We start from the raw sequence: 23,937 nt of genomic DNA, 5'->3' as shown, positions 1-23,937 counted from the left end.
GCCGCCCCCGCCGCGACAGGGCAAGGCGGGAGCGGCGGTGTCGCGGGCGTCCTCAGCGGATCGTGCTGGTTGCCGAAAGCCGGCCGTAAAGCGCGATCAGGCCGCCTATTCCGCCGGCAACCGCGACCAGCCCCTCGGCCAGCTCGCCGTGCAGGCCGGCCGGCAGATCAAGGCCGGCAATGCTGAAAAGCGGTGCAAAAACCGCAATCAGCGCGCCCCAGATCGTGCGTGATTGATACCATGGCTTGCTGCTGTCCATCATGTCATCCTTCATGTTGTTTTTCAGGCGGTTGTCAGAGCGGGAGATCGGCCTGCGCCACCACTCCCAGAGGCACCGCGCGGCCGAGCTGGCGGACACGCACGGAAATGTGATCCCGCAGGGCCGGGAAATCTGTGAGTTCGGCTGCTGCGGGATAAAGCCAGAAGGGTTCAAGCACCTCCGCCGTCCGTTTGACGGCCCCGCCGTCCAGCACCTCGATACGGTATCGCTCGAAAGGTTCGTCCAGCGGGATGTCGCTCGCTTCCCAGCCATCGGCTTCCATCCGGCTGCGGCGTTTCCAGCGGATCAGAACGCCATCCTTTTGGCGCACGCCGGAAAGATGCACGGGGGCAAGCGGCGTCTGCGCCCGTAATCCGCCTGCGAATGCGAAAGGCCCGGCCGAAGCGCCAGCCTTTCCCGAGGCTTCGACGATCCAGTTCAGCAGCCGCCCACGCTCGCCGGCGGCGAGGCCGAGCGGCTGTACCGCCGCATCCAGCATCACGGCCGGTGCGCCTGCGGGCGCGCCCGCCGCCAGCGCATCTTCCGTGCCGCCCAGCCCGCGCAGGAGGATGGAAAGCCGCCAGCGCGAGCGCGCGATTTCCTCGGCTGTCGTGAAGGCGACGATCTCCCAGACGCCATTTGCGGCCTTGATGGCGATACGGTTCTCGCCGTTCAGCACCGGAAGCGCGTTTGCCGAAGCGAGCCCACCGAAGGGCAGGTCGATCAGGAGCTTGTTGTTGCGGTCGAAACGGCCGCAGGGGCCGGGTAGAAGCGCCGCCGCCAGCGCGCCGATCATCGCCGGTTGATCAAGCACGGCGCGCTGGCGGTAACCATCCGTATCCGAGGATGCGGAAACGAGGAGAGGCCGCCAGGGCCTGGCGAAGGCGGCGATCCGCGCCGAATGCTCGGGAAGAATGCCGTCATGATGCGGCAGGTCGAGAAACAGCACTTCCGGCGCGAAACCTTCGCCGCCACCCGTGCCGGCGGCGCGCCGCTCATCCGCGGCGCCTGCAAGAACCGGAACGGCGGCGGAAAAGGCCCGCGCCTCCACCTGACGCACCGCACCGTCCTCGATCCGGTCAACCAGAAACCGGCCTGCCGGAGCCTGCGGAAAGGCGCTTTCCGGCAGACGGATGCAGTCCCCTGCCTCAAGCGCGATATCGGCGGCCGGCAGGGAGAAGCGCAGGCTGCGCCGCAGCTGGCGATTGTCGCGCAGCATCGCCTCGACCACCGCTTCCGCCGTTTCCGCGGGCAAGGCGGCATTGAGGTCGAGCCGCATCACCCGGCTGCCGGCATTGTCGATGCGGCGGGACCGCATGCTCGCCTGTTCGTAATCGAGCGCCGGATTGAAGGAGGTCAGCACGGCCTCGGCGGCAAAATCGCTGTCATGACCGCGATTTTCCGACCAGAGCGGCCCGTCAGCGGGATCGGCAAGCACGCCGATGTCGCGGACGGGCAAAACCGCCGTGTTGCGCGAGCGGAAGCGCAGGAGGCCGCCATCCTCCGCCACATCCAGCTGGAACGCCGCCATCAGCGGCTCCAGCAGGTTGCGGGCCGACGTCACGTCGCCCTGCACATAACCGGTCATGTCACCGCTGACGGCGGAGACGTCGAAAGCGGAAAACCCATGATCCGTGAGGATGGCCGCAACCGTATCGGCGAGCGTGGCCGTACCCAGCCGGCCGTTCAGCCAGTGACCCGTGCGCCAGTTGCCGCCATCGCTCCAGACCGCGCCGTTCTGCGGAAAGGCGGGAAAGGGCCGCGCGTCCCAGGTCCACAGATAGATCCGGTTTTTATCCACCATCGCCGCATCACCCTCGTCCCAATGGTCGAGATGCGCTTGCAGAAACCGCCGCTGCTGGCTGTCCGCCCGGCTCCTGCGGGAAAAATGCGGAAAGGCGTTTTCCGCCGATTTCGGATCGGGAAAGACGTTCGGGCGCGTCGCGCTCTTGTCCACCGCCGGGCAGCCGAGTTCGGTGAGCCAGACAGGTTTTGCGCCCGGCGTCCATGCGGTCGGCGTGGCTTTTTCCGTGCCGCGCACCCGGTCGTGATGGAAGTTGCCCCACCAGTTTTGCAGGTCCTTGTAGCGGAACATCCACGGCTTGCCCTTCAGCCCGTCGGTGACGGGCGTGCGCCGCCGGGCGGCACGGTCCGCATCGCTGGCATAATACCAGTCAAACCCCTCGCCCGCCGTGATGGCGCGCCGAAAAGCGGCGGCGTCATCCGGGCCGGTCATGCCATCCGGATTGCCGTTTGCGGCATCCTCGTCGCGCCAGTCGGAGAGCGGCATGTAATTGTCGATGCCGATGGCGTCGATATCGGGGCTTGCCCAGAGCGGATCGAGATGGAAGAACACGTCACCCGAACCGTCCGCCGGATGATGACCGAAATATTCGCTCCAGTCCGCCGCATAGGTGAGCTTCGTTGCCGGCCCCACGATGGCGCGCACATCGCCCGCCAGCCGCACCAGCTCCTCGACGAAGGGAAAGGCATCGTTCTGGTCCCGAAGCGCCGTCAGCCCGCGCAGTTCCGAGCCGATCAGAAAGGCATCCACCCCGCCCGCCCGCGCCGCAAGCGCCGCATAATGCAGAACCAGGCGGCGATAGCCTTCTTGACGGTTGCAGAAGGCGGCGACCGCCGCCCGCGCGCCCGTGCTGCGATCCGCAGAGCCGGCCCTGCCGGGTGCGGGAAAGCAGGTGATACGGCCGCGCCAGCCATAGGCGGCCTGCTCGCGCTCGCCATAGGGGTCGGGAAGGCCGTTGCCGGCGGGCACATCCATCATCACGAAGGGATAAAGGCATACCCCCAGTCCGCGCGTCCTGAGGTCGGCTATCGCCTGCACCACGCTCTCATCGTTGGGCGTACCGCCATAGGCCGGGCCGCCGCCGTGACGGCTGACCAGATGTGCCGCATCCCGCGAAAGGCCGGCGACGGACCACGGCGTTGTCTCACCATCGCGGACAGCCGCTTCCACCCCGGGCACGATGCGGCATTCACCCGCCCGCATATCCGTGCCGAACCAGCTCACCACCAGCGCCACGCTTTTCAGATTGGGGCACAGCGCCTGCAACTCGTCGATGGCCGCCTGCCAGTCGGTTGCGTCCGTCAAGGCGTTGCGGTTCATTACCCGGCTTTCGCCCAAGCCCGTGCGTTCCGAAACCGGCGCCGTGGCGTAACCATGCTCCGTCGCGCCGGGAATGACGGTGATCGCACGGATCGATTTTTCCAGCCGTCCCACCGGCCGCACCACCTCGAACTGCATCAGCGGAATGCGGTTGCCGTAATCGTCGAGCGGCAGGCGTTCGAAGACCACATAAGTCAGCCCGCGAAAGGCAGGTGCGTTGCCCGCGCCCTGTTTCGCCTGGATCAACGGATCGGGCATTTGCGTCTCGCTGCCGGAATAAAAGCGCATCTCGACGCCGGCGAGGTCGATTTCCCGCCCATCGGCCCAGACGCGCCGCACCATGGCCGCCTCGCCTTCGCACAGGCCGATGGCGAGATTGGCGAAATAACGATAGCTCTCCACCTTCGGACCGCGATTGCCCTTACCGCCGCGCCGCTCCGCCACAATGCTTTCCTCAAAACGCGTCGCCCAGATCAGCGTGCCGCCGATCCTCGCCGTGCCGTAGAGCCGGTTGATCGCCGCTCCCTCGTCCGCGCCCGGAATACGCGCCGTCGACAGCCGCGCGCCCGACTGGCTGCGCCCGCCGGAGAGCACGGCGCGGTCGAGGGCATTGCCCGCCAGCGCCCCGGCCGCCCGGCCGATGACCGCCCCGAGCGGGCCGAAAACACCGCCGAGCGCCGCGCCCGCCGCCTGAAAAACAATGGTCGCCATGCTTGCCTCGAAAAAATCAGGGATCGGGGAACCGGAAAACGCCGGCAATGCGCCGCCTCCAGCCCGGCACCAGCGCGGAACACACCACCGCCGCCTGTTCATAGGCATGGATGAAATGCTGGGGTCCTGCGAGGATGCCGAGATGTTTCGCCGCCGCATCGGCCCGCCAGCGAAACAGCAGCAGATCGCCGGGCCTCGCCGCCTCCATGCCCGGCACCGCCAGAAAATGGCAATGCGCCGCCGCCATCAGCCGGTCCTTGCCGCCGCGTTCGGCCCAGTCCGGCGCATAGGGCGGCGGCGTTTCCGGCTCCGCCCCATACATTTCGCGCCAGACGCCCCGGACCAGACCAAGGCAATCACAGCCGACATTCTTCAACGAGGCCTGGTGCCGGTAGGGCGTGCCGATCCAGCTTTTGGCCGCGGCCAGCACCTTTTCTCCGCCATCACTCATGGAAACAGCACCCCGCCGTCATGGGTCTGGCCGCCGCTGGCATAAGAATAGGCGAAATCCGCCCCCGGCAGATGCGGAAAGCCCCGAAAATTCAGGTGATTGTCGAATTTTATCCGGCAGGTGGCGAAATGCCTGTCACAGCCGGCGGTAACGGAAAAGCCGTCTCCCGCCGATGGCCTGTGTTCCGGCGCCAGCCAGAAGGACAGAAGCGCGCCGCCGTTGCGCTTCTCATGCCCGTCGAGGTCGAAACCCCTGCCGATGAGTTTGCCGCTCACAAACCGCAATCTCCCCCGGCTGAAGAAACCGTCGGGAAAAGCATCAAGTCCCGATGCCAGCAGATTGCCGGATGCATCCACCGCCGTCACGCTGCCGTGGCCGGTAAACCGCGCCAGATCGACGCCGCAGCGCCGGTCTCCCAGCGCCGCATCGCAGCGCCGCCCGTAAATTCTGCCCTGCGGCTGGCCGAGACGATGGGCGAGGCTGCGCAGCTCGGCGCGGAACGCCCCGCCCGCCCGCGCCACCTCGCCGATCTCGCGCACGGAAAGCAATACGTGCTGTTCCGGGGCCTGCCAGTTGACCAGGAAAAGCTCCACTCTCGCGCCATCGAAACGACCGGAGGCCAGATCGTCCTCCGAAATCGCCTCGCTGGAAAAACCGCCCGCCACCTCGCCGGCGCTGGCGCCCAGCCCCGCTTCACTGTCGCTGTCGCTCGCCGCAAAGCCGCTGGCGGCCAGATAGGCTGTGCCGGCAAAGAACAACGTTTCGTCATGATCGGTAAAACCGATGACCACGCCATGCCTCAGCGTTACTTTCCAGCAATGGCAGGTGGTGGTGGCGTCTTCCTTCAGATGCGCGGCCAGGGCGGCAGGAATGGTCTTCATGGCAGGATTTCCATCAACGGAATGGAGGGAATGCGGCCCGCCTCGAAAGCGGTGAGGTTGACGTCGATGCGATCGATCGCAAAGCGCACCGGCACGTCGAACTCGAAACCCGCCCGGATCACCGCGCCGGCAGGCGGCAACCGTCCGGCGGCGAACGTCACCATGCCGGTCGCATGATCGACGGAAACATCCGGCAGCGGCACCCTCACCCCCTCGACCGACACGACGACCGAGCCCTCGACCGGTTTTTCGATGCGGCGGGTGAAGGAGCCGCCCGCATCGGCATAGATCTTCAGCAGCTGGAACCCCGCCGTCACCCCGTCACCGGTGCCTATTCTCTGATCGGTGGCGGCGGGTGTTCCATCCGGCGGGCAGGATCTGCAATCCACCGGATCGCGAAAGCGGAAACCGTAAAGCTCGCCGCGCCGGGCTTCGAAAAAGGCCAGCACCTCGTAAAGATCGGCGAGGGAGCGGATGCCCGAGCCGGCATCATAGGCGCGTCTCGCATTCTTCCAGCGCTGGTTGCGGTTCTCCCGCCCGTTGGAAAGATTGACGATATCGGTGCGCCTTACCGGCCCGCCGCTCACACCGAGCGCCAGCCGCAGCGGAAACCGCACTTCATGAAATGCCGTCATGTCGTTGTTCCTGGATTCTTTTCTGATGGTTTTTAAAGCTGGGCTGGTGCTTCAGCCGTGTCCCCTTCCCCGTGCTTGTCACAGCGATGCGGGCGGAGGGCGTTGCGCCATTCCTCACCCCCTGTCAGGGGGGCAATCCATCACAATCGGTCACAATCTGTCACAGGCCGCGCTGACCGCGCCCGACGCTGCGCGCCAGCATGGCGGCGATCTGGCCTTCGCTTTTCCGGAAGCTCGCCGCATCCGTCGCCGTCACGTTAAAGACGATCTGCGCGCCGCCGCCCGCCGGCGCCGCCACACCCAGAGCACCGTCCGAACCGCGCTTCAGCGGCAGGATCGCTTCCGCCCCCGCCTCGCCCATCAGTCCGAGCCCGCCGCCCATCGGAAAAAAGGCGGGGCTGGAAACCACCCCGCCCTCCGCAAACGGCGTGACGCGGTGCCCCGGCACACCGCCATCGGCAAAAGCGAAGAGCGAACCGCCGCCGTTCAGCAGCCCGCCGACGGCATTGCCGATCATGCTCTCCAGCGGCTTCAGTCCGGCGGAAAGCGCAATGCCGGACAGGCGTTCGCCCAATCCGCGCAACACATCGTCCAGCCCCCTGCCGCCCGCCGTCGCGGCCTGCAGCGCGGAGGTCAGCGCTCCCCCGAAGCGCTCGGAGCGCCGCTCGAGATCGCCCATGACCTCCGCAAGCGCTTCCGCCTCCTCGCGGTTCTCCGCCATCGATTTGTCATCCGCCATCGCGCTTGCCTTTCTGATTCAACTGGGGAATGCATGCTGCTGAAACAGCTTCAAATACCGGCTCCGCAGCCACCGTTCCTTAAAACCCCGCCTGTCGGGTTATGGTCCTCATGGTCGCGGTCCTGCGACAGCATCGCATGCGTCTTGTCATCTGGACGGCAGATCACGAGCCGCCGCATGCGCATGTCTACGCAAAGGGTCGTGCCCGCATCATCGGCCCGGCGCTGGAAGGTTTCCGGAAGGCCAGCGCGCAGCAGCCGGCTGAAGTCGAGCGTAACGGCGGGCAATCCCGCTCGCCGGCGAAGGCAGCGGCCAGTCCCGCCACCGGCGCAAAGGGCGGCCGTCCGCGAAAAACGCCCTGACCGCGTCACCCATCCGGAAACCGCCGCATCATCGCCTCCATCGCCCGTCGGTCGGGGCTGCGGGAGACGGCGCGCGCGCCGCCCGTCATTGCGAAGAACTCCCTTGGCGTCAGCCGCCAGAAGGTTTCGGAGGAAAGCCGCAGCAGGCAGAAACCGGCATGGATGACCGCTTCCCAGGGAAAAGGGCGCGGTCTCGTTTCGCCTGCCGCGGCACTCAGGGGTCCGGCTGTGCTTCTCCTTTCAGGCCGCCGAAGGTGGCGGTCAGCAGATCGGCGACAATGGCGGCATGGCCGGCGATGCCGCCTTCCACCGTGGCCGCCGCCACATCCTCGTCGGAAAAGACGTTGCCTGCGCCGCGCAGGCCGGCGCCGATCACCCGGATCATGTCGGCGGCCTTCATGCGGCCGCTCGCGAAGCGTTGAGCAAGCGCGGTGAGGTCGTCGGCCTGAAAGGCGGTCTCCAGTTCGGCGAGAGCGCCGAGCGTCAGGCACAGAATGCGCCTTTCGCCGTCGATCAGCGCCTCGATCTCACCGCGATGACGGTTCGCCCGCCCGTAACGCAATCCCTGCGGCATCACGGCGCTCCGAATGAAAGAAGACCGGCCGATTCCAGCGCGATCTCGAATTGCACCTCGCCATCATGTCGGCCGGAATATTCAAGCGCGACGATCTGGAACGGCCCGGCAACCGTGCCGAAATCGGGAATGACGATCTGCCAGCGGGGAATGGCGCCGGCGAAAAACGCACCGCGCACCAGCGCATCGCTCGCCTGGTCCTTGAAGATGCCGGAGGCCGTCAGCGACGCCCGCTGCACGCCGGCGCCGGCCAGAAGCTCGCGCCAGCGCCCGGCGCTTTCGCCGTCGGTTATGTCCACGGCCTGTGCGTTGAAGGCCAGCCGCTTCGTTCTCAGTCCCGCCACGGTCACGTAGGAACCGGCATCGTTGATCTTCAGCAGCAGGTCCTTGCCCTTCTGCGCCACCATGGATGTTCTCCTTGCCGTTTTAATTGATGTTGCCGGGCCGAAAGGGGCCTGCTACCAAATGCTTTCCCGCATCCCGCACCCACGATTTTCATCATGTCCGAAGCCGCCTCCTTCCCGTCCCGCGCGCGCCTTGTCGGCGTGCTTGCGGTCGGGCAGATCATCAGCTGGGGCAGCGGCTTCGACATGCTGGCCGTGCTCGGGCCGAGGATCGGACGGGAACTGGCCATCGCCAACGAGGTGGTCTTTGCCGGCCTCACCGTCATGATGACGATCAGCGCGCTCTGCGGCCCGCTACTGGGACGAACGCTGGTGCGCCACGGCGCGGCACCCGTGCTTGTCGCCGGTTCGTTGCTGTTTGCCGTGGGTTTCACCGTGCTTGCCCTCGCCGGCGGGGTAATGGGCTATCTTCTCGGCTGGGCCGTGATCGGTTTTGCCGCGACCTGCGGGCTGACGACGGCGGCCCATGCCGCGGTGGTGGAGCGTGTCGGGGCGGAAAGCGGCCGGCTGCTGACGCTGCTGATGCTGTTTACCGGGCTTTCGGCGGCGGTTTTCCTGCCCGTCACCGCGCTTGCCGACCAGTATCTCGGCTGGCGCGGCACGCTTGTCGCCTATGCCTGTCTGCAGCTCTTCGTGCTGCTGCCTCTTTACGTCCTCGTTCTTCCACCCCGCCCGGCCCGCAAGACCGTCCGGCCGCAGGAAGCGGCGGGGACGCCGCTCTCGCCGGTCGACACGCGGCGCGCCTTCATGCTGCTGGCGGCAATGACCACGATCAGCGCCTTCACGACCTTCGGCCTGTCGCCGCTGCTGCCGCTGCTGCTGACGCAGGCGGGCGCCACACAATCTCTCGCCGTGCAGCTGGCATCCGCCCGCAGCGTGCTTGCAATCACCGCGCGCGGGCTGGACTTCCTGCTTGGCAGACACGGCAATCCCTTCCTCACCGCCATGATCGGCTTCTGTCTGCTGCTGTTATCGCTGTTGCTGTTGCTCGCCTTTGCGCCGGCTATGCCGGCTTTCATCGGTTTCATCGTGTTTTTCGGTTTTGGCGCGGGCGTGCTCACCGTCAGCCGCGCCGTGTTGCCGCTGGCGGTGTTTTCGCCGGAGGAATACGGCCTTCAGGCCGCCCGTATCTCCCTGCCGCAGAACCTCGCCATCGCCTTTGCGCCGGTCATCTTCACGCTGGCGCTGGACCGCGGCGGCGTATCGGCCATGCTGACCATCGCTTCCGTGCTGATCGGCCTGTCTTTTCTGCTGCTGATCGTGTTGTGGAAAACCGTGCGCAGGACGGCCAGCTGAAACGGCCTCATTCCGTCACCGCCCGGAAACGCATCTCGGTTGCGAAGTTGCGCGTCCTCGCTTCGCGTCGCGAGCGGCTGGAGCGCAGCTGCAGATTGACCAGCGCCAGGCCGGCAAGCGGCAGGGCGGCATCGTCGAGCAGGATTTTCACTCTTGCGGCGATTTCGCCCGCCCGCTTGCGGCCGCCGGCGTCACTCCAGATTTCCAGCGACAGGAAATGCTCCTCGGCCTTTTCCGTCGCGGTCGAATAATCGCGGCTTTCCAGCTCGCCGATGACGATGCACGGCAGCAGCGCGCGCGGCAGAAGCCGGTCGACGATACCGCCGGGTGTCAGCGCCGTCAGCGCCGCATCGCCGCCAAGCCTTGCGACAATCGACTGCAAAAGCGCGTTGCCGGCGCTCATGGGCCTTCCTCCTCGCAACGGCAGACGATGAAGCGGCGGGTCTCGTCGGGATCCGTCACCGCCCGGATATTCAGGATGCGTCCGGCCCTGCGAAAGCGCATGCCGCCGGCAATGTCGCTGCGCCAGGCGAGCCAGACGCGGTGGGTGATCGTCACGCCCTCGGCGGAGGCCCGCTCATGGGAGGTCTCCGAAACCGGTTCTATCGCCGCCCAGAGCGAGCGCAGGAAAGCCCAGCTTTCCGCAGCACCGCCCTGCCCGTCCGGCGTCCCGGTCCGCACTTCCAGCTCCAGCCGCGCCGTCAGCTTGCCGGGGTCGAGAAAAACGAGGTTCATCGTTTAAAGCCCCAGGCGGCAGAAGGGTGCGACGAGCCGCTCGTAACCGGCCGGAACCGCCGCCGGCTGGTTTTCCGGGGCCACAGCGCCGCGAAAGGCGAACATCTGCGCCACATGGACCAGCATGGCGCGTTTCAGCGTGTCGGGCACATCCGTACCGGCCTCGCCGTAACCGGCGATGAAGTCGATCTCGATGCCGTTCATCACCCGTCCGGGGGCCGGCGGATCGCGCAGCCACAGCCTTGCCGGACGCGCTACGCCGTCAAGCAGTCTGTCGGCGGCGGTGATATTGGTCGCGCGGCCGTCACCGTCGAAAACCAGAATCGTTTCGATGGTTTGCACCGGTCCCTTGCCAATCGGAATCACCCCCGCCGCCGGCCATCGGTCGAGATAAAGACGCCAGGTCTGGCGCAACAGGCACAGCCCGGTCACGCGCTCCAGATGCTCGCGGGCGGTACGGATGAGCGCGGCAAGCAGCGTGTCCTCGTCGCCGCCGTCGAGACGCAGATGCGCCCTGACCTCGGCAAGCGTCAGCGGCTCCGCCTGCGGCGGACGAATGAGGGCATAGGTCATGGGATCTCCGGAATGGGCAGTTACAGGCTGGATGAGCGAGCGGATGCAACGAATTTCTTCTCCCCAACGGGGAGAAGAAACGTGCGGCACCGTCGTGGTTCAATTCACCCCGAATTTCACCAGCTTGATCGCCTCGAAATTCTGCACGCCGCCGCCCACGCGCTTGGTGGTGTAGAACAGCACATAGGGTTTGGCCGAATAGGGATCGCGCAGGATGCGGACACCGGTGCGGTCGACGACGAGATAACCGGAGCGGAAATCGCCAAAGGCGATGGCGAAGCTGTTGGCCGCGACATTGGGCATGTCTTCCGCCTCCGTCACCGGAAAACCCATCAGCGAGGCGGGCTGGCCGGCGGCGGCGGGCGGATGCCAGAGATAGGCGCCGGTGGTATCCTTGAAGCGGCGCAGCGCCGCCTGCGTCTTGCGGTTCATCAGGAACGCGCCGTTCTGGCGGTGGCCGGCCTTCAGGCCATAGATGACATCGAGCAGCACATCCATCGGCCCGGCGGAGGCAAAACCGGCCGAAACGCCGGTCGCGACATAACCGATATTGCCCCAGCTCCAGCCGTCATTGGCGACGGCCGTGTAGGACAGGAACCCCTTCGGTTTGTTGACGCCGTCGCCGCTGACGAAAGCGGCGGCCTCCTGTTCGGCAAAGGCGATGTCCACCTCCGCGGCGACCCACGCCTCGACATCGACCGCAGCGTCATCCAGAAGACCCTGGGTCGCGGCGGGCATGGCATAGAGTTCCATGGTCGGGAACGACAGTTCGGAAAGCTTCGGCGTCGCCGTTTCAGGACGGGCGGCGGTTTCGGCGACCCAGCCAGTGGCAAGGCCGCCCGCAGAGAAGGGTTTCTTCAGCACGGCGGCGGACACCTGCCGCACGGTGGCGAGCGCGCGGATCGGCGAAATCGCCGTCATGCGCCGGCCGATCTCGCCATCCGTCTCGGTTGGCACCAGAAAGCCGCCATCGGCGCCGCTCGACCCGGCAAAGGCCTTGGCCTCGAGATCGCGCAGCGCGCCCTCCTCACCCCGGCGGATATAGGCCTCGAAGGCCGCCTTGTGCTCTTCGGCATCCTGCGAGAGCGCGTCCTTGCGCCCGAGAGCGGGCCGCGCCTTCTTCAGCGCCAGATCGTCCATGATCCTCCTGTTGTCGTCGAGCGCCCTGTCGATGCGGTCAAGCTTGTCGCGGGTCACGACATCCGCGCCCATCTTGCGCTCGATATCGGCAAGCCGCTGGTCGTTGGTTTCGCGGAAAGCCTCGAAGGCCTCCATGAACTCGTCGAAGGCCGCCGTCACCGTATCCGGCGCGGCCTTTAGCTGGGGTGCGACGGTCATCGCGGCCGGTTTCGTCATCTGGTCTGTCATGTCGCCATCCTTGTTGCGGAAATGCGTGTCGGGAAGTCAGCGTTTGAAGGTGGTGTCGAACAGCGAGCGGGCGGCGCGGCGCATGTTGCGCGCCAGTTCGGTCTCGCGGTCGCGGAAGAAGCGGGCATTCTTGACGTCGGACACCCGCGCCGAGGGCAGCATCGGAAAGGTCACGACCGAGATTTCCCAGAGATCCGCCTCCAGAATGCGCCTGACGCCGGAGCGCGCGGCCTTGCCGGACCGTACCTCCTTGCTCGAACGTACCGTGCGAAAACCGATCGACAGCCCGTCCAGCGCGCCGGTCTTCAGCAGCGAATGCACCTCGCGGGAGCGGGCGACGCCCGGTGCCAGAACGCCCTCGACATAAAGCCCGCGTTCATCCTCGCGGATGGTGCGCCAGGCGCCGATCGGTTCGGCCGGATCGTGCTGGTAGAGCATGCGGATGCCGGCCGCTCCCCGTTCCTCGATCGAGCGGCGGAAAGCGCCGCGCTCGATCACGTCGCGGCCGAGATCGACCTCGCCGAAGACGCTGGCATAACCGGAAAACGTGCCGTCGCCGGCGATGCCGCGCAGTTCCAGACTGGCGAATTTGCGCGTGGCGGGACGCGGCCCGCGATAGGCGTGCATGGGAAACTCCTGCGATGTGGAAATGATAACGCGGCCCTGTGCGGCTCAGCTTCGCGGGCGTGTGCCGTAGTGGCTGGCCACGCGCACCATCACGCCCAGCCCCCACCAGGCCATCATGCTGGCGGCGGCGGAGCCCGCCACCATGATTTCCCGGCCGGACAGCGCACCGGCAATATCGAGCTGCTGCACGATCCACAGGCCGGTCGGTCCGCCGAAGATCATGCCGCAGGACACTCCGGTGATGAAACGGCTCGCCGCTTCGCGTTTGCTCTTCGGCAGCAGATAGACGAGCGACACGCCGGCACCCGCGACGGCGCCGGTGATGCGGGCGGCCCAGATGCCGGCCTCATTGGCGAATTCAGACATGGGTAATCATTCCGGTTTAAGGTGTTGCAATCGGGCGAACGCACCGCGTCGCCCGCAGGCGTCTTTTGCACGCCTGCGACGGGCGATTTCACGAATCTTCGGAATCGCTTGGGCGGAAAGCCTCACAAGGAGAATCCGCTTCTTCAGACATTGCTTGAGCAGAAACGGCCGGCTGCGCGAGTGCTGCCGCCTGTGCTCAATAACCGACGGCTTGGCGCTTTTCCTGATCGCTCAGAAACGCGGCCGCGCCGATGCGGGTCCAGAGCGCGTCGCGCTCGCCGGCAAGCCCGGCGATCTTGTCCAGGTCGGGTTCCAGGCGCAACTCCGCGCCGAAGACCGGTGCGAGCCAGCCGCACAGCCTTGCCGCCGTGCGGTGAACGAGCGGCAGCACGGTGAGGCGATAAAAGGCGCGGTTCGCCTCCTGATAATTGGCGTAGGTATTGTCGCCGGGAATGCCGATCAGCATCGGCGGCACGCCGAGCGCCAGCGCGATATCGCGGGCCGCGCCGTTGCGCGCTTCCAGGAAATCCATGTCGCGTGGCGAAAGGCCCATGGCCTTCCAGTCCAGCCCGCCTTCCAGAAGCAGCGGGCGGCCGGCGTTCATCGCACCCTGATACCCTTCCTCCAGTTCACGCTTCAGCCGTTCATATTGCTCGGCGGACAGATTGCCGCCCTCCTTCGGCTGATAGACCAGCGCGCCCGAAGGCCGGGCGGAATTGTCGAGCAGGCGCTTGTTCCACTGGCTGGCGGCATTGTGCAGATCGAGCGCGGCGCCGGCGGAGGCCAGCGGCGCAAAACCCGCCCGGTCATCCAGCGGATGGAAGAGCTTCAGATGCAGCAGCCCCAGCCCGTCGCGCTCGGCGGCGATGCGCCGTGACGCGCGACCTTCGGCGCGGTAGTCATAAGCCACCGGCCAGCCATCGGCACCCTCGACGATGCTCACCCGGTCAGGCCTCAAGAGATGCAGCTCGCGCAGCCGCCCGGCGACCGTCAGCGGTTCGACATAGGCGTTTCCGGCCAGCATCAGATGCCCATAAAGCGCCTCGAAAAAATCCGGCCCGCCCATATGGGCGCTCGGTTTTGAAAGAAGCGTCAGCAGCGGGTGATCGGCCAGTTCCTCCTCGCCATCATAAAGCAGCCAGCTGACGGAAGCGGACGCCTCCGCCACCATGCGGGCGGCGCGGTGCGCGACCGGGTTCTTCATGAAGCCCTCGCGGGCAAGCGCGGCATAGGAGCGGCCGGACCAGAAGGCCTGTCCGCCCTGCACCGCAACCGCCATGAAGCCGCCTGGCGACATCTTGCTTTCGGGAACGGCTTTGCCATCCGCCGGGCGCAGCCACGGCAGGGAAAACGGAAATCGCATGGAGTTGTCCTTGTTTTGATGGCCGCTCAGGCCCGGATGCCCTCCTCCCTGTGCCTGTCGCAGGGATCCAGCCAGCCCAAGTCCTTGGGCTGAAAAGACTCCTTCCGCCGCGCAGACGCGCGTCGACTGGATTCCTGTGACGAGCACAGGAATGAGGGTACAGGGGCCTCAGCCCCTACGACGGAGGAAAGGTTTTCTCCCGCTCTCGGCAGACTACTTGCGGATGCACGTCACTTTCGCAGCCGAAACCGGACGTCTACCGGATCGGCGCCTTCACCGCGGTATCGCTGTTGAAATCGGCGGCAACACGGGTCTCGCGCAGCGGCTTTACCGTGCGGGTCGAAAGATCATAGGCGGGGTCGGCCTTGTAAGCCGCCAGCGCCGCCTCGTTTTCAAACTCGCCATACACGATGAAATCGACCGAGTTTCCCCACTGGTCCTTCTTCACGTTCTCGCCGATTTCCAGCGTTAGCGCATGCGGGATCGCGGTGAGGCCGGAAAGCCCCTTGCGCACGGCGTCGCGGTTTTCCTCGGGAACGGTGAAAAAAACGATATGGCGGATCACGGTGTCACCTGTCATGCAAAATTCGAAGACGGCCTTCTGGGCGCGCATAACCGGTTATCATCTGGCCCGCGCCGGTTCAATCCGCGCCGCGACAAGGGCGCGATGAAATGCGCGCGCGTGGCTGGCCACAAGCCGCGCCCGGTCGCTGCCATTGATGACGGCGCGCGCGCCCTCCCAGTCCTGCCGCTCCGCCCTGAAGAAATCGGCGAGCCGGCGGCCGGTGAAGCTGCCGGCCACCATGCCGTGGATGAGGATCACCGCCGCCACGTCCGTTTCCATGGCCCGCTCGGGCCGTTCCACCAGATCGATGCCGGTCAGGGCCGACATGGCCTCATAGTTGCGGCGATGCGTCAGTTGCACGAAGCCCCGCCCCAGCCAGCTTTTCCCGTCCGCGTCACGCCGCCAGTAGGGTCTGCGCACCATCGGCAGCCGGCCGGCCGCAAAGGCGCGGTCCAGCCGCGCAATCGCCTCCGCATCGCTTGCCGCCAATGTTTCCCGCACCGGCTGCATGGTGGCCGCCGTTTCGTGAAAGGTGGTCGCCAGCATATAGGCCAGCCAGCGTGGATCGCCGCCCGGGTGGGCCTTTGCCCATCCGGCAAGCACCGTCTTCGTCCCCGCAAGTTGCGCGGCCCGCAGACGGCCGCCAAAGATCGAAATCCGCACCGACGCGACGAATCGCGCCTCGTCATGGGCCATAGCCGGCTCCTGAAAACAATGGGCGATAGGACGCCCGGTTTTTCCACATGATGGCCGTCAGGACTAAATCGATTTGAAAAAACCTTAATCGATTTTAATCCGCAGCCCCCGGTTTTGGGGTAAAAAATTCCTTGAATTCCGGAACCTTAGCGCGCTAACTCCATTCACCGCGCAATTGTGCAGCGTTAACCATTCAAGGAGGAATGCCACCATGACAGCGACAATCCCCCAGAACGTTTATGACCGTCTCGAAAACGAGTGGCGCCAGATGCGCGAAACCGGCTCCCAGCCGAAACCGGCGCAATCTCCCAAGAAGTAAGACCCGCCAGACGTCCGAAATCGGGCGATGACGGCACGGCGAATTTCTTCTCCCCGCCGGGGAGAAGATGGCCCCAAGGGTCAGATGAGGGGTTAATCTCCCCGGATATCTCTACTGCCTGCGCATATCTTGACCGTGGGCGCCTCATCCGGCGCTACGCGCCAGCTTCTCCCCGCCGGGGAGAAGAGACAGGCAGCATTGGCTGCAGCCAATAATCGCCCTCTCACATCCTCCGCACCCTCGGCTCATTGACCACCATCGTCGTCAGCGCCGTTATCGCCCAGACCAGCGCATCCAGCCGGTCCGGCGAGCGCCCGGTTGACAGGCCGTCCGGCCCGAAATCCGTCATCTGGTCTTCGAGCTTTTCAAACCGTGCGGCGTGACGCACCCTGCCCTGCTCGTACAGTGCCGCCACCGGTTCGGCGCGGGTGAACTTGCCGCGACTGGCGCGCACCAGGGTCAAAGGCAGGTTGGCATCCATGCTGTGCAGCATCGCCCGCACCATTTCGCCGCCCTGATTGACCTCCGCCACCACCCGGTCAGCCGCATGGCGGCGGAAGGCGGCGACCACGCCGCGCGCCCAGCCGGCCGGCGTTTCGCCTTCCACCGAACAATCCGAAAGCACCACGAGCTTGCCCGACATGCCGAGCCCCGCCACGACAATGCCGCAGCAGGAGGTCTCCCCCGCCCCCGCGGGCGGATCGACCGCAACGACGATCCGAGCGAGAGGCTCACCGGCCGCCTCGACGATCGCTTCGAGATCGGTGCGTTTCCACAGCGCGCCCTCGCGCTCGTCGATCAGTTCGCCGCCGATTTCCTGGCGGCCGAGCCGCGTGCCGCCGTAACGCTCATACATGGCGTTCAGGAAACCGGGCGACAGGTTCTGCGCATTCATGGCCGTCGGCATCCGCGCCACCCGGGCCGAAGGGTCGGCCAGCAACGCCTTCAACAGCGGAATGGGCCGCGGCGTCGTGGTCACCAGCTGGCGCGGCGTCTCCCCCAGGCGCAGGCCGAATTGCAGCATGTCCCAGGTTTCCTGCGGATATTTCCATTTTCCGAGTTCATCCGCCCAGGCCAGGTGAAATTGCGGGCCGCGCAGGCTTTCGGGGTCTTCCGAGGAAAACACCTGCGCCATCGCACCATTCGGCCAGAGAAGCCGGCGGCGCGATACCTCGAAGGCAGGCCGGTGGCGGCGGGCGATGCGGCAGATGCCGGAAATGCCGTCGATCATCACCTCGCGCGCATCCCCGAGCGTTTCCGCCACGAGCGCGATGCGCAGATCCGAGGTTTTCGCGGCGGAAGCGATGCCGTGCACCCATTCGGCCCCGGCCCGCGTCTTGCCGGAACCGCGCCCGCCGATCAAAAGCCATGTGCGCCAATCACCCTGCGGCGGCTGCTGCGGCAGATTGCCGAGGAAACGCCAGTCGCGCGCAAGGGCGAAGACCCGCTCCCGCAGGCCGGCTTCAGCCAGAAGCTCCGTCATGCCTCAATCAGACCCCGCCGGCGCGCCGGATGCGGCTGCCGCCTCCAGCCTTGCACGGCATTTCTGTTCGGCCAGTTCGTCGATGCGTTTGAGGAAATGCGCCACCGCTATCTCGTAATCTTCGGCATCGGCTTCATCCACGCCCATAAGGTCTTGCCGCTCCTGCGCCAACACCCGCTGCAGGGCGTCGATCCGTTCCAGGGTACGCACGATCAGCGAAAGCTGATCCGTCGCAGCCTTCACATCGGCACGGGCCTGCTTTGCGTCCGTATCGTCGGCATCAGGCAGAAGCCCCGCCTCGCCCGACTGCCGAAGATTGCGATACATGCAGACTTGATCGCGCATCTCCTCCGTCAGCTCGTTCAGCAATTGTCGCAGGCTGCCGTTGCGCGCCGCATCTTCGGCGGCCTGCCTGTCGGCCCGCGATTTGGTCTCGGGCGCGGCTTCCGGCATGTCGTCACCCGCATAGGCGGGCGTTTCCGGCCAAGCGCCGTAGAGCGCCGGATCGCAATTGTTGGACATTGTCATGGGATTGGCCTGCGAGAGAAATGGCAGATAAAGAGGAGCGTGGGCACAAGGCACATTTGCATGCACCTCACTCACCCTCATTCCTGTGCTTGTCACAGGAATCCAGTCGGCGCGCGTCTGCGCGACGGAGGGACTTTCTTTCAGCCCAAAGACTTGGGCTGGCTGGATTCCTGTGACAAGCACAGGAATGAGGTGGTGAAGAAAGCGCCACAGGCAATCCAAGGACAACCATCACCGTTCAGCCGCAAATCTCCGACCGTAACCAAACACTATCAAATCACCGTCACGGTGTAAAGGATTATTTTCCTATTTTTTCCAATTCCGGCTATGACACGTGCTCCAATCGTATAAGCGCTTCAAGCAAAATGCCTCCCAAGGTAGAACCTGAGAGGCATTTTCAGATTGTATCAGCCCTTTTGGCAGACCGGGAGCGCTAAAAGATTGTTGGGCTCAATCCCATCAGACTCGGTTCTAAGATATTCGCGCCCATTTCGATTAGCTACGATGATCCAGACCGAATTACCTTTCTGATCGACAGACCAGAATTTTTCTCCCTGCTTAATCAAGCTTATAAGGGTATCAATCGACCTGTACCATCCATTGCCGTCAGGCCCCCCAAGGCCCTGCAATCGCCGGTCGGGATCGCTATTATCAGGAGTATGACATGTGACTTGAAAAGTGCCCATTAAAGGGATCCTTCTTTTTTTGCCACAGAACGCCTTGACGAGACTCGTCTCAAGATTCAAAGTCTCTTTGCATAATATCGAGCCGTCCTGAGGCTTGGTTACGGGGTGACAGCGAATCGCAAGTTTGCTGCCACCCCAATTGGCTAGTTATTTCGTCCGAAAAGCAAGTGGTTTGTTCACGATTTGGACTCTGCGCTTAAGACACGAAGAAAAATCGATTGGACAGTATACCGAGACTGAAGCGCTCCATGAGATACTTTTCGGCAACCGGCATCGTCTTCGGCACTATTCTGTTCTGCGCTTCGCTCACCCCCTCGCTTCTGCCGCGCACATGGCTGATGCAGGGTGTGCTATGCGGGTTTTCCTTCGCCATCGGTTATCTGATCGGCGTCGCCCTGCATGCCGTCTGGGCCTATCTGGAGCTGCCGGAACCCTCGCGCCACAATGTCCGCGGCGTCCGTTTTCTCATCGCGCTCGCCGCCGCCGTCACGGCGATTGCGTTTTTGTGGCAGGCGAAGGACTGGCAGAATTCCATCCGCGTGCTGATGGAACTCGATCCGCTGCCCAGCGCCCACCCCACCAAGACCGGCGGCCTTGCGGTGCTGGTCGCCGCCATCCTTATCGGCGCCGGCCGGCTGTTCCAGTTGATCCGCCGGTTTTTCGCAGCGCGCAGCCGGCATTTCCTGCCGCGCCGGCTGGCCAATGTTCTCGGCGTGGCGGCGGCCATCGTGCTGTCATGGATGCTGCTCAACGGCCTGATCTTCGATATCGGCCTCAGATTTGCCGATTCCTCGCTGAAACAGGTGGATTCGCTGATCGAGCCAGACGTGCCGCGCCCCTCCGATCCGCTCAAGACCGGCAGCAGCGCTTCGCTGATGGCATGGGAATCGCTCGGCCGCCGCGGGCGTGAATTCGTCGCCGAAGGACCGGCCGGCGCGGAGATATCCGCCTTCACCCATCGCCCGGCAAAGGAGCCGCTCAGGGTCTATGCCGGCCTCAACTCGGCGTCGACACCGGAAGAAAGAGCGGCTCTGGCGCTGGAGGAGCTGAAACGGGTCGGCGGTTTCGAGCGCAAGGTGCTGCTGGTGGTCATTCCCACCGGCACCGGCTGGATCGATCCGGAAGCGCTGGATACGGTTGAATATCTGCATGATGGCGATATCGCCAGCGTCGCCGTGCAATATTCCTATCTCTCAAGCTGGATCGCCCTTTTGACGGAGCCGGATTACGGTGTCGAGACGGCGCGCGCTTTGTTCGAGGCCGTATACGGCTACTGGACCACGCTGCCGAAGGAAACACGGCCAAAACTTTACCTGCACGGCCTCAGCCTCGGTTCGCTCAATTCGCAGAAATCCTCCGATCTTTACGATGTGCTCTCCGATCCCTTCCAGGGCGCATTGTGGAGCGGCCCGCCCTTTTCCAGCCCGACATGGCGCATGGCCACCAACGGCCGGGTAAAGGGCACGCCCGAATGGCTGCCGCGTTTCCGCGATTCCTCCGTCATCCGCTTCGCCAACCAATACACCACCGCCCATATGCCCGATGCGGCGTGGGGGCCGATGCGGATCGTCTATCTGCAATATGCCAGCGACCCGATCACGTTTTTCGAGGCCGCCTCGCTGTACCGGCGGCCGCAATGGATGGCGCATCACGGGCCTGACGTGTCCACCTCCTTCCGCTGGTTTCCGGTCGTGACCCTTTTGCAGCTCGGCCTCGATGTCGCCGCCGCCACCACCGCGCCGATCGGTTACGGCCATGTCTATGCGCCGGAACATTACATCGATGCATGGACGGAGGTGACCGCGCCGGCCGGCTGGAACTCGCAGGAGATCCAGCGGCTGAAGATGTTCTTCAAGGCCCGCCGCGGCTCCACCGATCCGGCGTGAGCGCGGCGGGCTCGTCGCTTGCCGGCGTCAGCCCTTCAGCGCGTCCAGATGGTCGGCGACATAGGTTTCCAGCGAGCGCGGCGCGTGCCCGGTCAGTGTTTCGACATCGCCGGTCACCACCGCCGTCCAGCCTTCGCGCACCGGATAAAAGATCGAGGCGAGGAAAGAGGCGTAATCCTTCGGCACACCCGCACCGGTGAGGATGCCGATGAAGACCTCGTCCGAAACGGCAGCATAAGAGACCGGCTTGCCGATCGCCCGCGCAATCACCGCGGCGGCCTCGCCGTAACCGAAGGCCTTCGGCCCGGTCAGGTTGAAGGCCTTGCCATTAAAGGCGTCGGAGGTCAGGGCCGCGGCGGCGCTGTCGGCGATATCGCGCACGTCGATGAAGCTCGACTTGCCCTCGCCGGCCGGAACGGCGATCTCACCGTGGTCGATGCCGGCCTTCCAGTAGCTGTGGAAATTGTCGGCGAACCAGTTGGGCCGCAGGATGACGTAAGGAACGCCGGAAGCGATGATCTTCAGTTCGATCTGGCGGTAGGGAATGGAATCGTCGGCATCGATGCCGAGGACGCTGAGGAAGACGATCTTCACCTTGCGGCGCGCGGCCTCCTCGACCACAGGCGTCAGCGCGTCGATGGCGTCCAGACGCCCGCCCGCCAGGATCAGGAACAGCCGATCGACGCCATCGAACGCATCGGCGTAAGTCGAGGCGTCGGTATAATCGAAGCGCACGCCTTGCGCGCCATCCGCTGCCTTGCCGCTGCGCGAGGCAGCCTTGACGCTTTCGCCCTTTGCCACGAGTGCCTTGACCAGCGGCGTGCCGATGGTGCCCGTCGAACCGATTACGAGTATCTTGCCTGTCATCTCAAATCTCCTTAGTATCTAATGGAAACCATGTTTCGGAAATACAGGTACTGCGTTTGCGAAATCATGAAAAGAGAGCACTTTTCGGTTATCTGGTTTCCTTGCGGAAACCGGCATAGCCTTGAAACAACAGGGTGAAATCGATGGCGAATGTCTATGACGTTTATGAGGACCGCTGCCCGACACGTATGGTGCTGGACAGGATCGCCGACAAATGGGCGCTGTTGATCCTCGACAAGCTGCGGCGCGATCCCGTGCGCTTCAACCTGCTGCGGCGCGAGATCAAGGGCATTTCGCAGAAGGTCCTGTCGCAGACGCTGAAGAAGCTTGAGCGCGACGGGCTGATTTCGCGGCAGGCCTTTCCAACGGTTCCTGTCACGGTGGAATATTCGCTGACGCCGCTTGGGCGAACGCTGACCGACACGGTGGCGGCGATTGCCCATTGGGCCGAAGGCAATATGGACGCGGTGCTGGCGGCGCAGAGGGCCTATGATGAGCGGGCGGCGGCTTAGATGGTCGTCGCCTTCGCGTAGCGACAAAAGCATGGGAAAGACAAGCGCCTCTGCCGCTTCGTTTTGTAGAACATTGCTTCCGTCATACCGGCCTTGAGCCGGTATCCAGCCAGCCCAAGTCCTTGGGCTGAAAAGACCCTATTCGCGGCGCAGACGCGCTGCTGCTGGATGCCGGATCAAGTCCGGCATGACGGAGGTAGGTTTTGCGTACCTTACACTTCCCAAAATCCCCTACCGCGAAATCCGCGTCGACAGAATGATCGACGACAGCGTGCGCTCCACGCCGTCAAGCGCACCTATGCGGTCGATCAACCGGTCGAGATCGAGGATCGAGGGGGCTGCCAAGATCGCGATCAGATCAAATGTACCGCTCACCGAATGCAGCGTCGTCACCTCCTTGATGGCGGCAAGTGCGGCGGTCACGCCGGGCAGCGCCTTGGGTGCGATGGTAATCAGCACATGGGCGCGCACCAGCCCGGAAAGATAGCTTTCCGAAAGCCGCAGGCCATAACCGGCGATTACCCCGTCGGCCTCCAGCCGCTCGATGCGGGCCTGCACCGTGGTGCGGGAAAGCCCAAGTTTGCGCGCCAGTTCCGCCACCGGCATGCGGGCATTTTCGGAAAGCAGGGCGAGCAGCGCCCGGTCTTTGTCGGCGATCGTCATAGTGACCAATCCTGTCGTCTAACTGTCCAATAATAGACCACCATCTGCACATAGTGAAGCTGCGAATCGTCAATAAAAGCTGGCATTCTGTCTTTGAAGCGCATTCGTTGCGCAGACACATGCGAATTTACTGCGGGGAACAAGAACATGAAAAACATTGTCGTCATCGGCGCGGGCAATATCGGTTCGGCCATCGCCTGGATGCTGGCCGCCACCGGCGATTATCGCATCACCGTCGCCGACCGTTCGGCCGATCAGCTGGCGAATGTGCCGGCGCATGAACGCGTCGATACCGAAATCGTCGACATCACCGACCGTCCGGCTCTGGAAGCGCTGCTGAAGGGTAAATTCGCCGTGCTTTCCGCCGCGCCCTTCCACCTGACGGCGGGCATTGCCGAGGCGGCCGTCGCCGTCGGCACCCATTATCTCGATCTGACCGAAGACGTGGAATCCACCCGCAAGGTCAAGACGCTCTCGGAAACGGCGCAGACGGCGCTCATTCCGCAATGCGGTCTCGCGCCCGGCTTCATTTCCATCGTCGCCGCCGATCTCGCCGCCCGTTTCGACAAGCTCGACAGCGTGCGCATGCGTGTCGGCGCGCTGCCGCAATATCCGTCCAACGCGCTCAACTACAACCTCACCTGGAGCACGGACGGGCTGATCAACGAATATATCGAGCCTTGCGAAGCCATCGTCGAAGGCCGCCTCACCGCCGTTCCGGCGCTGGAGGAGCGCGAGGAATTTTCGCTCGACGGCGTCACCTACGAGGCCTTCAACACCTCGGGCGGCCTCGGCACCTTGTGCGCCACGCTGGAAGGCAAGGTGCGGACGATGAATTACCGCACCATCCGTTATCCCGGCCATGTGGCGATCATGAAGGCGCTTCTGAACGACCTCAACCTGCGCAACCGCCGCGACGTGCTGAAGGACCTGTTCGAAAACGCCCTGCCCGGCACCATGCAGGATGTGGTCATTGTCTTCGTCACCGTCTGCGGCACCCGCAACGGCCGCTTCCTGCAGGAAACCTATGCCAACAAGGTCTATGCCGGCCCGGTTTCCGGCCGGATGATGAGCGCCATCCAGATCACCACCGCCGCCGGCATCTGCACGGTTCTCGACCTTCTGGCCGATGGCGCCCTGCCGCAGAAGGGCTTCGTGCGGCAGGAGGAAGTGGCCCTGCCGAAATTCCTCGAAAACCGGTTCGGCCGGTATTACGGTTCGCATGAGCCGCTGGCCAAGGTTGGGTGAGAAATATCGAACCGAA

27 protein-coding genes and 1 pseudogene are annotated in these 23,937 nt (G+C 64.6%); 5 read left to right on the top strand and 23 right to left on the bottom strand.

Going from position 1 to position 23,937, the window contains the following annotated elements; genetic code table 11:
- Positions 1-52: 52 nt before the first annotated feature.
- The 6 genes from ACI2KA_RS08790 to ACI2KA_RS08765 all read right to left on the bottom strand — a co-directional run bounded on the left by ACI2KA_RS08790 (position 53) and on the right by ACI2KA_RS08765 (position 6,800).
- Positions 53-259, bottom strand: coding sequence for a hypothetical protein (locus tag ACI2KA_RS08790; RefSeq protein ID WP_404501131.1), 207 nt, complete (start codon positions 257-259; stop codon positions 53-55).
- Between the two features lie 34 nt (positions 260-293).
- Positions 294-4,094, bottom strand: coding sequence for a glycoside hydrolase/phage tail family protein (locus ACI2KA_RS08785; RefSeq protein WP_404501129.1), 3,801 nt, complete (start codon positions 4,092-4,094; stop codon positions 294-296).
- A gap of 16 nt (positions 4,095-4,110) precedes the next feature.
- On the bottom strand, positions 4,111-4,545 hold the full coding sequence (locus tag ACI2KA_RS08780; RefSeq protein WP_404501127.1) for an NlpC/P60 family protein: 435 nt from the start codon (positions 4,543-4,545) through the stop codon (positions 4,111-4,113).
- Complete coding sequence (locus ACI2KA_RS08775) at positions 4,542-5,426, bottom strand: DUF2163 domain-containing protein (protein ID WP_404501125.1); 885 nt, start codon at positions 5,424-5,426, stop codon at positions 4,542-4,544. The genes ACI2KA_RS08780 and ACI2KA_RS08775 overlap by 4 nt, the downstream gene beginning before the upstream one ends.
- Positions 5,423-6,061: a TIGR02217 family protein gene (locus tag ACI2KA_RS08770; protein ID WP_404501123.1), complete on the bottom strand. Its 639-nt coding sequence runs from the start codon at positions 6,059-6,061 to the stop codon at positions 5,423-5,425. Before ACI2KA_RS08770 ends, ACI2KA_RS08775 begins: the two co-directional genes overlap by 4 nt.
- 160 nt (positions 6,062-6,221) lie before the next feature.
- Positions 6,222-6,800, bottom strand: coding sequence for a phage tail tape measure protein (locus ACI2KA_RS08765; RefSeq protein ID WP_404501121.1), 579 nt, complete (start codon positions 6,798-6,800; stop codon positions 6,222-6,224).
- 272 nt (positions 6,801-7,072) lie between these two features.
- On the opposite strand from ACI2KA_RS08765, the pseudogene ACI2KA_RS08760 reads away from it, so the two are divergent.
- Positions 7,073-7,162, top strand: a pseudogene (locus ACI2KA_RS08760) (DUF2442 domain-containing protein); the annotation flags it as partial.
- 5 nt (positions 7,163-7,167) lie between these two features.
- On the opposite strand, the gene ACI2KA_RS08755 reads toward ACI2KA_RS08760, so the two are convergent.
- Genes ACI2KA_RS08755 through ACI2KA_RS08745 form a run of 3 tightly spaced genes read right to left on the bottom strand, consistent with a single transcriptional unit; the run spans position 7,168 to position 8,143 of the window.
- On the bottom strand, positions 7,168-7,380 hold the full coding sequence (locus ACI2KA_RS08755) for a rcc01693 family protein (protein ID WP_404501219.1): 213 nt from the start codon (positions 7,378-7,380) through the stop codon (positions 7,168-7,170).
- Positions 7,377-7,736: a gene transfer agent family protein gene (locus tag ACI2KA_RS08750; RefSeq protein WP_404501119.1), complete on the bottom strand. Its 360-nt coding sequence runs from the start codon at positions 7,734-7,736 to the stop codon at positions 7,377-7,379. Before ACI2KA_RS08750 ends, ACI2KA_RS08755 begins: the two co-directional genes overlap by 4 nt.
- Positions 7,736-8,143, bottom strand: coding sequence for a phage major tail protein, TP901-1 family (locus tag ACI2KA_RS08745; protein WP_404501117.1), 408 nt, complete (start codon positions 8,141-8,143; stop codon positions 7,736-7,738). Before ACI2KA_RS08745 ends, ACI2KA_RS08750 begins: the two co-directional genes overlap by 1 nt.
- A 93-nt stretch (positions 8,144-8,236) precedes the next feature.
- Between ACI2KA_RS08745 and ACI2KA_RS08740 the strand changes: the two genes are divergently transcribed.
- Positions 8,237-9,436, top strand: a complete 1,200-nt coding sequence (locus ACI2KA_RS08740; RefSeq protein ID WP_404501115.1) for an MFS transporter — start codon at positions 8,237-8,239, stop codon at positions 9,434-9,436.
- Between the two features lie 7 nt (positions 9,437-9,443).
- Here ACI2KA_RS08740 and ACI2KA_RS08735 read toward each other — a convergent pair whose 3' ends face one another.
- The 12 genes from ACI2KA_RS08735 to ACI2KA_RS08680 all read right to left on the bottom strand — a co-directional run bounded on the left by ACI2KA_RS08735 (position 9,444) and on the right by ACI2KA_RS08680 (position 18,745).
- Positions 9,444-9,839 carry a DUF3168 domain-containing protein gene (locus ACI2KA_RS08735; protein ID WP_404501113.1) on the bottom strand — a complete coding sequence of 132 codons (396 nt, stop codon included), beginning with the start codon at positions 9,837-9,839 and terminating at the stop codon, positions 9,444-9,446.
- Entirely contained in the window at positions 9,836-10,171 is a 336-nt protein-coding gene (locus tag ACI2KA_RS08730; protein WP_404501111.1) for a phage head closure protein, read from the bottom strand. The genes ACI2KA_RS08735 and ACI2KA_RS08730 overlap by 4 nt, the downstream gene beginning before the upstream one ends.
- 3 nt (positions 10,172-10,174) lie before the next feature.
- Positions 10,175-10,744 carry a head-tail connector protein gene (locus tag ACI2KA_RS08725; RefSeq protein WP_404501109.1) on the bottom strand — a complete coding sequence of 190 codons (570 nt, stop codon included), beginning with the start codon at positions 10,742-10,744 and terminating at the stop codon, positions 10,175-10,177.
- Between the two features lie 99 nt (positions 10,745-10,843).
- The gene (locus ACI2KA_RS08720; protein ID WP_404501107.1) at positions 10,844-12,112 is read right to left on the bottom strand and encodes a phage major capsid protein; all 1,269 of its coding nucleotides are present in this window, start codon (positions 12,110-12,112) and stop codon (positions 10,844-10,846) included.
- Between the two features lie 36 nt (positions 12,113-12,148).
- Positions 12,149-12,739, bottom strand: a complete 591-nt coding sequence (locus ACI2KA_RS08715) for an HK97 family phage prohead protease (RefSeq protein ID WP_404501105.1) — start codon at positions 12,737-12,739, stop codon at positions 12,149-12,151.
- Between the two features lie 45 nt (positions 12,740-12,784).
- Entirely contained in the window at positions 12,785-13,105 is a 321-nt protein-coding gene (locus tag ACI2KA_RS08710; RefSeq protein ID WP_404501103.1) for a DUF6107 family protein, read from the bottom strand.
- Between the two features lie 196 nt (positions 13,106-13,301).
- Positions 13,302-14,468: a phage portal protein gene (locus ACI2KA_RS08705; protein WP_404501101.1), complete on the bottom strand. Its 1,167-nt coding sequence runs from the start codon at positions 14,466-14,468 to the stop codon at positions 13,302-13,304.
- A 256-nt stretch (positions 14,469-14,724) separates the two neighbouring features.
- Positions 14,725-15,033 (bottom strand): Dabb family protein, encoded by a 309-nt coding sequence (locus ACI2KA_RS08700; protein ID WP_046798947.1) that lies wholly within the window; start codon positions 15,031-15,033, stop codon positions 14,725-14,727.
- 57 nt (positions 15,034-15,090) lie between these two features.
- Complete coding sequence (locus tag ACI2KA_RS08695; protein ID WP_404501099.1) at positions 15,091-15,729, bottom strand: hypothetical protein; 639 nt, start codon at positions 15,727-15,729, stop codon at positions 15,091-15,093.
- Between the two features lie 542 nt (positions 15,730-16,271).
- Positions 16,272-17,531, bottom strand: a complete 1,260-nt coding sequence (locus ACI2KA_RS08690; RefSeq protein ID WP_404501097.1) for a DNA-packaging protein — start codon at positions 17,529-17,531, stop codon at positions 16,272-16,274.
- Between the two features lie 3 nt (positions 17,532-17,534).
- On the bottom strand, positions 17,535-18,059 hold the full coding sequence (locus ACI2KA_RS08685; protein WP_404501095.1) for a hypothetical protein: 525 nt from the start codon (positions 18,057-18,059) through the stop codon (positions 17,535-17,537).
- 407 nt (positions 18,060-18,466) lie between these two features.
- Positions 18,467-18,745 (bottom strand): DUF3892 domain-containing protein, encoded by a 279-nt coding sequence (locus tag ACI2KA_RS08680; RefSeq protein WP_404501093.1) that lies wholly within the window; start codon positions 18,743-18,745, stop codon positions 18,467-18,469.
- A 248-nt stretch (positions 18,746-18,993) separates the two neighbouring features.
- Here ACI2KA_RS08680 and ACI2KA_RS08675 point away from each other — a divergent pair, with 248 nt between their 5' ends.
- Complete coding sequence (locus tag ACI2KA_RS08675) at positions 18,994-20,631, top strand: alpha/beta hydrolase (RefSeq protein ID WP_404501091.1); 1,638 nt, start codon at positions 18,994-18,996, stop codon at positions 20,629-20,631.
- A 27-nt stretch (positions 20,632-20,658) separates the two neighbouring features.
- Here the strand turns inward: ACI2KA_RS08675 and ACI2KA_RS08670 are convergent, their stop codons facing one another.
- Positions 20,659-21,498 carry an SDR family oxidoreductase gene (locus tag ACI2KA_RS08670; RefSeq protein WP_404501089.1) on the bottom strand — a complete coding sequence of 280 codons (840 nt, stop codon included), beginning with the start codon at positions 21,496-21,498 and terminating at the stop codon, positions 20,659-20,661.
- Between the two features lie 143 nt (positions 21,499-21,641).
- Between ACI2KA_RS08670 and ACI2KA_RS08665 the strand changes: the two genes are divergently transcribed.
- Positions 21,642-22,010 carry a winged helix-turn-helix transcriptional regulator gene (locus ACI2KA_RS08665; RefSeq protein ID WP_404501087.1) on the top strand — a complete coding sequence of 123 codons (369 nt, stop codon included), beginning with the start codon at positions 21,642-21,644 and terminating at the stop codon, positions 22,008-22,010.
- A gap of 231 nt (positions 22,011-22,241) precedes the next feature.
- On the opposite strand, the gene ACI2KA_RS08660 is transcribed toward ACI2KA_RS08665, so the two are convergent.
- Positions 22,242-22,673, bottom strand: a complete 432-nt coding sequence (locus tag ACI2KA_RS08660) for an Lrp/AsnC family transcriptional regulator (RefSeq protein WP_052817598.1) — start codon at positions 22,671-22,673, stop codon at positions 22,242-22,244.
- 147 nt (positions 22,674-22,820) lie between these two features.
- On the opposite strand from ACI2KA_RS08660, the gene ACI2KA_RS08655 reads away from it, so the two are divergent.
- Positions 22,821-23,921: a saccharopine dehydrogenase NADP-binding domain-containing protein gene (locus ACI2KA_RS08655; RefSeq protein ID WP_404501085.1), complete on the top strand. Its 1,101-nt coding sequence runs from the start codon at positions 22,821-22,823 to the stop codon at positions 23,919-23,921.
- Positions 23,922-23,937 lie beyond the last annotated feature (16 nt).

Origin of the sequence: Agrobacterium sp. NPDC089420 (assembly GCF_044900305.1) — a bacterium.
GTDB lineage: Bacteria > Pseudomonadota > Alphaproteobacteria > Rhizobiales > Rhizobiaceae > Agrobacterium.
The sequence above is the reverse complement of the archived record's forward strand: the minus strand, read 5'-3'. Positions and strand labels throughout refer to the sequence as shown.

Bases quoted from the DNA above. Each gene is read 5' to 3' on its own strand.
- ACI2KA_RS08790 (WP_404501131.1), bottom strand. From the start codon at position 259: ATGGACAGCAGCAAGCCATGGTATCAATCACGCACGATCTGGGGCGCG.
- ACI2KA_RS08785 (WP_404501129.1), bottom strand. From the start codon at position 4,094: ATGGCGACCATTGTTTTTCAGGCGGCGGGCGCGGCGCTCGGCGGTGTT.
- ACI2KA_RS08780 (WP_404501127.1), bottom strand. From the start codon at position 4,545: ATGAGTGATGGCGGAGAAAAGGTGCTGGCCGCGGCCAAAAGCTGGATC.
- ACI2KA_RS08775 (WP_404501125.1), bottom strand. From the start codon at position 5,426: ATGAAGACCATTCCTGCCGCCCTGGCCGCGCATCTGAAGGAAGACGCC.
- ACI2KA_RS08770 (WP_404501123.1), bottom strand. From the start codon at position 6,061: ATGACGGCATTTCATGAAGTGCGGTTTCCGCTGCGGCTGGCGCTCGGT.
- ACI2KA_RS08765 (WP_404501121.1), bottom strand. From the start codon at position 6,800: ATGGCGGATGACAAATCGATGGCGGAGAACCGCGAGGAGGCGGAAGCG.
- ACI2KA_RS08750 (WP_404501119.1), bottom strand. From the start codon at position 7,736: ATGCCGCAGGGATTGCGTTACGGGCGGGCGAACCGTCATCGCGGTGAG.
- ACI2KA_RS08745 (WP_404501117.1), bottom strand. From the start codon at position 8,143: ATGGTGGCGCAGAAGGGCAAGGACCTGCTGCTGAAGATCAACGATGCC.
- ACI2KA_RS08740 (WP_404501115.1), top strand. From the start codon at position 8,237: ATGTCCGAAGCCGCCTCCTTCCCGTCCCGCGCGCGCCTTGTCGGCGTG.
- ACI2KA_RS08735 (WP_404501113.1), bottom strand. From the start codon at position 9,839: ATGAGCGCCGGCAACGCGCTTTTGCAGTCGATTGTCGCAAGGCTTGGC.
- ACI2KA_RS08730 (WP_404501111.1), bottom strand. From the start codon at position 10,171: ATGAACCTCGTTTTTCTCGACCCCGGCAAGCTGACGGCGCGGCTGGAG.
- ACI2KA_RS08725 (WP_404501109.1), bottom strand. From the start codon at position 10,744: ATGACCTATGCCCTCATTCGTCCGCCGCAGGCGGAGCCGCTGACGCTT.
- ACI2KA_RS08720 (WP_404501107.1), bottom strand. From the start codon at position 12,112: ATGACAGACCAGATGACGAAACCGGCCGCGATGACCGTCGCACCCCAG.
- ACI2KA_RS08715 (WP_404501105.1), bottom strand. From the start codon at position 12,739: ATGCACGCCTATCGCGGGCCGCGTCCCGCCACGCGCAAATTCGCCAGT.
- ACI2KA_RS08710 (WP_404501103.1), bottom strand. From the start codon at position 13,105: ATGTCTGAATTCGCCAATGAGGCCGGCATCTGGGCCGCCCGCATCACC.
- ACI2KA_RS08705 (WP_404501101.1), bottom strand. From the start codon at position 14,468: ATGCGATTTCCGTTTTCCCTGCCGTGGCTGCGCCCGGCGGATGGCAAA.
- ACI2KA_RS08695 (WP_404501099.1), bottom strand. From the start codon at position 15,729: ATGGCCCATGACGAGGCGCGATTCGTCGCGTCGGTGCGGATTTCGATC.
- ACI2KA_RS08690 (WP_404501097.1), bottom strand. From the start codon at position 17,531: ATGACGGAGCTTCTGGCTGAAGCCGGCCTGCGGGAGCGGGTCTTCGCC.
- ACI2KA_RS08685 (WP_404501095.1), bottom strand. From the start codon at position 18,059: ATGACAATGTCCAACAATTGCGATCCGGCGCTCTACGGCGCTTGGCCG.
- ACI2KA_RS08680 (WP_404501093.1), bottom strand. From the start codon at position 18,745: ATGGGCACTTTTCAAGTCACATGTCATACTCCTGATAATAGCGATCCC.
- ACI2KA_RS08675 (WP_404501091.1), top strand. From the start codon at position 18,994: ATGAGATACTTTTCGGCAACCGGCATCGTCTTCGGCACTATTCTGTTC.
- ACI2KA_RS08670 (WP_404501089.1), bottom strand. From the start codon at position 21,498: ATGACAGGCAAGATACTCGTAATCGGTTCGACGGGCACCATCGGCACG.
- ACI2KA_RS08665 (WP_404501087.1), top strand. From the start codon at position 21,642: ATGGCGAATGTCTATGACGTTTATGAGGACCGCTGCCCGACACGTATG.
- ACI2KA_RS08660 (WP_052817598.1), bottom strand. From the start codon at position 22,673: ATGACGATCGCCGACAAAGACCGGGCGCTGCTCGCCCTGCTTTCCGAA.
- ACI2KA_RS08655 (WP_404501085.1), top strand. From the start codon at position 22,821: ATGAAAAACATTGTCGTCATCGGCGCGGGCAATATCGGTTCGGCCATC.